Below are 3,146 nucleotides of genomic sequence, written 5' to 3' on the forward strand. Positions count from 1 at the left end.
TCAGCCAGGAGGAAATCGAAAAGCTGCTCCAGTCGGCGAACCGGCAGCCGTCAGGGGGGGCGCCCGGTTCATCCGGTGGGACTGCGGCGAACAGTGCGGACGACGCCAGCCGACCGCTTTCCCAGGATGAGATTGAGAAGCTTCTGCAACAGGCGGGTCGCACGCCGGCGACACCGCCCCCCGCGGCGAAGGCAGCTCCGTCTGCTGGAGCAACCGCAGAGAGCACGGAGGCCCAGATTCATCCTGCCGATCTGGACTATCTTTTCCGGCAGGCAGAACAGGCGCTGGCCTCGCTGGAGTCCGATCAAGCGGGAAACCTGCCGCCGGGATTGTCGCCTTTTGAGTTCACGGAGTTTTCTGGTGCCCCACCGTCCACGCAGGCGGCCACGCTCGACCTCCTCAAGGAGGTCGAATTAGACGTTCAGATCGAGCTGGGTCGCACGCGATTGTACCTCGAAGATGTGCTCCGCCTTCGCAAGGGAGCGGTGGTTACTCTGGACAAGCTGGCCGGTGATCCCGTGGACATCTATGTCAACGGACGGCTGATCGCTCGCGGGGAAGTGCTCGTTTTGAACGATAACTTTTGCATTCGCGTCGCGGAGCTCGTGGCGGGCAAACAGCCGCAGATAGACGCCGAAAGTTAATGCACGCCGGCCCGACGAACAGTTCACGAGTAAAAAAGTCGGTTTAGAGGGAATGAACGAATAACCAAGGGAATGGATCGAGTTGCAGGCGCGCCAGGAAAGGAGTCCCGGTGTGGCGCGAAGACCGCGTGATAAAAATCATAATATTCGCCCTTTAGTCCTTATGCTCCGGCACAAGGCGGGGGCGGTTCTGTCTTTTCTCTTTTTCCATCCGGTATGCCATCCTGATGGTTGCCTTGTTTTCGATGCCTCCCAGGGGGTTCGAACACGTGCCATCCTCCTCCTGTTACCGTGCCTTTGTCTTGCGCTATTGTCAGGGGTAGGGCGAGCGCAGACGCTGCAGGGCTTTCCGGATCAGTGGCCGACAAACTCGGGCGGGTTCTCCAGTGGATTTGACACTCCGGTGCAGCAGAGTCAGTTCTCGCCGGGGCTGGGCCAGCCTTCGCATCTGGACAGTGCCACAACGCACGACCGGAGTATGGACGCCGGAGCGCAGATGAAAACGGACGGCCCGGGGCAAAACGCCGCGTCAGGTCGGTTTCTATCACAGAGGAGCAGCTCGGTCGGAGAAACCAACGGGGGGAAGGAATCAACAGGAGGCGGTGACAGCGCACTGCGTATTTCGCGACGTGATGCTGCAACACGGGGACCAACGTCGACAAGAAGCCCTTTCCAGCGTTTCACGCCGTGGGTGACGACGATCGGCGCCCTGGCGATGGTCGTGGGAGTCTTCTTGGTCTTTGTCTGGATGCTCCGGCGCATCAACCCGCAGGGACATCAGGTCCTTCCTCGGGAGGTGGTGGAAGTGCTGGGCCACACGTCGCTTTCTGCGCGGCAGCGGCTGTGTCTGATTCGCCTGGGACGGAAGGTCATCCTTGTGGCAATGAGTGCCGAAGCTGTCGAGCCGATTGCCGAGATCGATGATCCGGTTGAGGTGGACCGGCTTGTGGGTTTGTGCGTGTCACAGCGGCCGCACAGTTCCACCCAGGCCTTCCGCCACCTTTTTAACAATTACGTCAACGGACACGAAATCGTTGAAACATAGTCCATTTTTCTGATAGTGCGGGAGATGGCCGTCATAGTTCGTTGTGGCCAGGATATTCGCGACGAGCGGAGCACAATCGGGCGGTGTGCGATGATGCCCGCCCGCCGGCGGTCTATCATGCAACGGTGGCCAGCGATCGGGTTTTGGGCACTGATCCTGGCTGTGGTACCGTTTTTCTACGGAAGACCGGTCTTTGCCGATATTCCGGCGTCCAATCGGCCGTTGTCGCTGGAATTTCCTCCCACCTCGACCAATCCGGCGAATTCCTCTTTGCTCGACCCACAAAACTGGACAAGTCCGGAAGGACTTTCCAGTGCCCTCAAGATCATGCTTCTTCTGACGGTGCTGAGTTTGGCACCGGCGATTATTCTCATGACGACTTCTTTTATTCGCGTTATCGTTGTTTTGAGTCTTCTCCGCCAGGCGCTGGGTACGCAAAACCTGCCTCCCAGCCAGGTGATTACCGGCCTGTCGCTGTTCATCACGCTGTTTATCATGACGCCGGTATGGCGGGAGGTTTACCAGCAGGCGATTGTTCCCTACCAGCAGCGCCAGATCAGTTTGGAAGAGGCGTGGGAACGCGGACAGAGGCCGATTCGTCGGTTCATGTCACTGCAGATTGAGCGGTGCGATAACGCCGAGGATGTATGGCTGTTTTTGCGTTACGCGCACCTCGAAAAAGAACCGGAAACCTACGACGATGTGCCCCTTCAGGTCCTGGTGCCCGCGTTTATGCTCAGTGAATTGAAAACCGCTTTTTTAATCGGGTTTCAAATATTCCTGCCGTTTTTGATCATCGACATGGTTGTTTCCACGGTGATGGTGGCCATGGGCATGCTCATGATGCCGCCCGTGCTGGTATCGCTTCCATTCAAGCTGCTTCTGTTTGTGCTGCTGGATGGCTGGCATCTGGTGGTGGGCATGCTTATGGAGAGTTTCCAGCCGATCACCTGACGGTCAGCACGCCGTGGGCTCAGGAGGAACTGATTGCGCCGGCGAGAAAATACCGAGTTCAGCAAACCGCCAGGAAAAAAGAGCAAGGAGTGTGATATGGATACACAGGCGGCGGTTGATTTATTCAGGACGGCAATCTGGGTGGGGTTTTTAATCAGCGCGCCGGTTCTTTTAGCAGGGATGGCCGTCGGTCTGATCCTGGGGCTGCTCCAAGCGGTGACGCAGATTCAGGAGCAAAGCCTCGTGTTTGTTCCCAAGGTCGCCGTCATGGTCATTGTATTTCTGCTCACACTGCCATGGATGCTGGTGCAGATGATTGAGTATTCGCAGGAGTTACTGAGAGGCATGTCGGGGACGATTTATTAGTGTAAACAATAGTCCGAAATGTAAAAAACACGGCAAGCGATATAACGTGGCTTTTTATGCAGGGCCAATGACCGAGGGAAAAGAAGGTCCGCGAAGAAGGCGGCGACGGGAAAAAGAACGAATGCCGAGTCGATGAC

At 57.2% G+C, this 3,146-nt stretch carries 4 protein-coding genes; all 4 read left to right on the forward strand.

Features of this window, described 5'->3' with window-relative positions:
* A partial coding sequence (fliN, locus tag H5U08_RS13985) for a flagellar motor switch protein FliN (protein ID WP_297034289.1) occupies nt 1-644 on the forward strand: 644 nt, incomplete at its 5' end.
* Between the two features lie 733 nt (nt 645-1,377).
* A complete protein-coding gene (locus tag H5U08_RS13990) occupies nt 1,378-1,689 on the forward strand; it encodes a flagellar biosynthetic protein FliO (RefSeq protein ID WP_297034292.1) in 312 nt (103 codons plus the stop codon).
* A gap of 24 nt (nt 1,690-1,713) precedes the next feature.
* Entirely contained in the window at nt 1,714-2,643 is a 930-nt protein-coding gene (gene fliP, locus H5U08_RS13995; protein ID WP_297034295.1) for a flagellar type III secretion system pore protein FliP, read from the forward strand.
* Nucleotides 2,644-2,739: 96 nt separating this feature from the next.
* A complete protein-coding gene (gene fliQ, locus H5U08_RS14000; protein ID WP_297034298.1) occupies nt 2,740-3,009 on the forward strand; it encodes a flagellar biosynthesis protein FliQ in 270 nt (89 codons plus the stop codon).
* Nucleotides 3,010-3,146 lie beyond the last annotated feature (137 nt).

Source organism: Thermogutta sp. (assembly GCF_014359955.1).
Lineage (GTDB): Bacteria > Planctomycetota > Planctomycetia > Pirellulales > Thermoguttaceae > Thermogutta.

Excerpts from the sequence above, each read along its gene's own strand:
- fliP (WP_297034295.1), top strand. The coding sequence starts at position 1,714 with ATGGCCGTCATAGTTCGTTGTGGCCAGGATATTCGCGACGAGCGGAGC.
- fliQ (WP_297034298.1), top strand. The coding sequence starts at position 2,740 with ATGGATACACAGGCGGCGGTTGATTTATTCAGGACGGCAATCTGGGTG.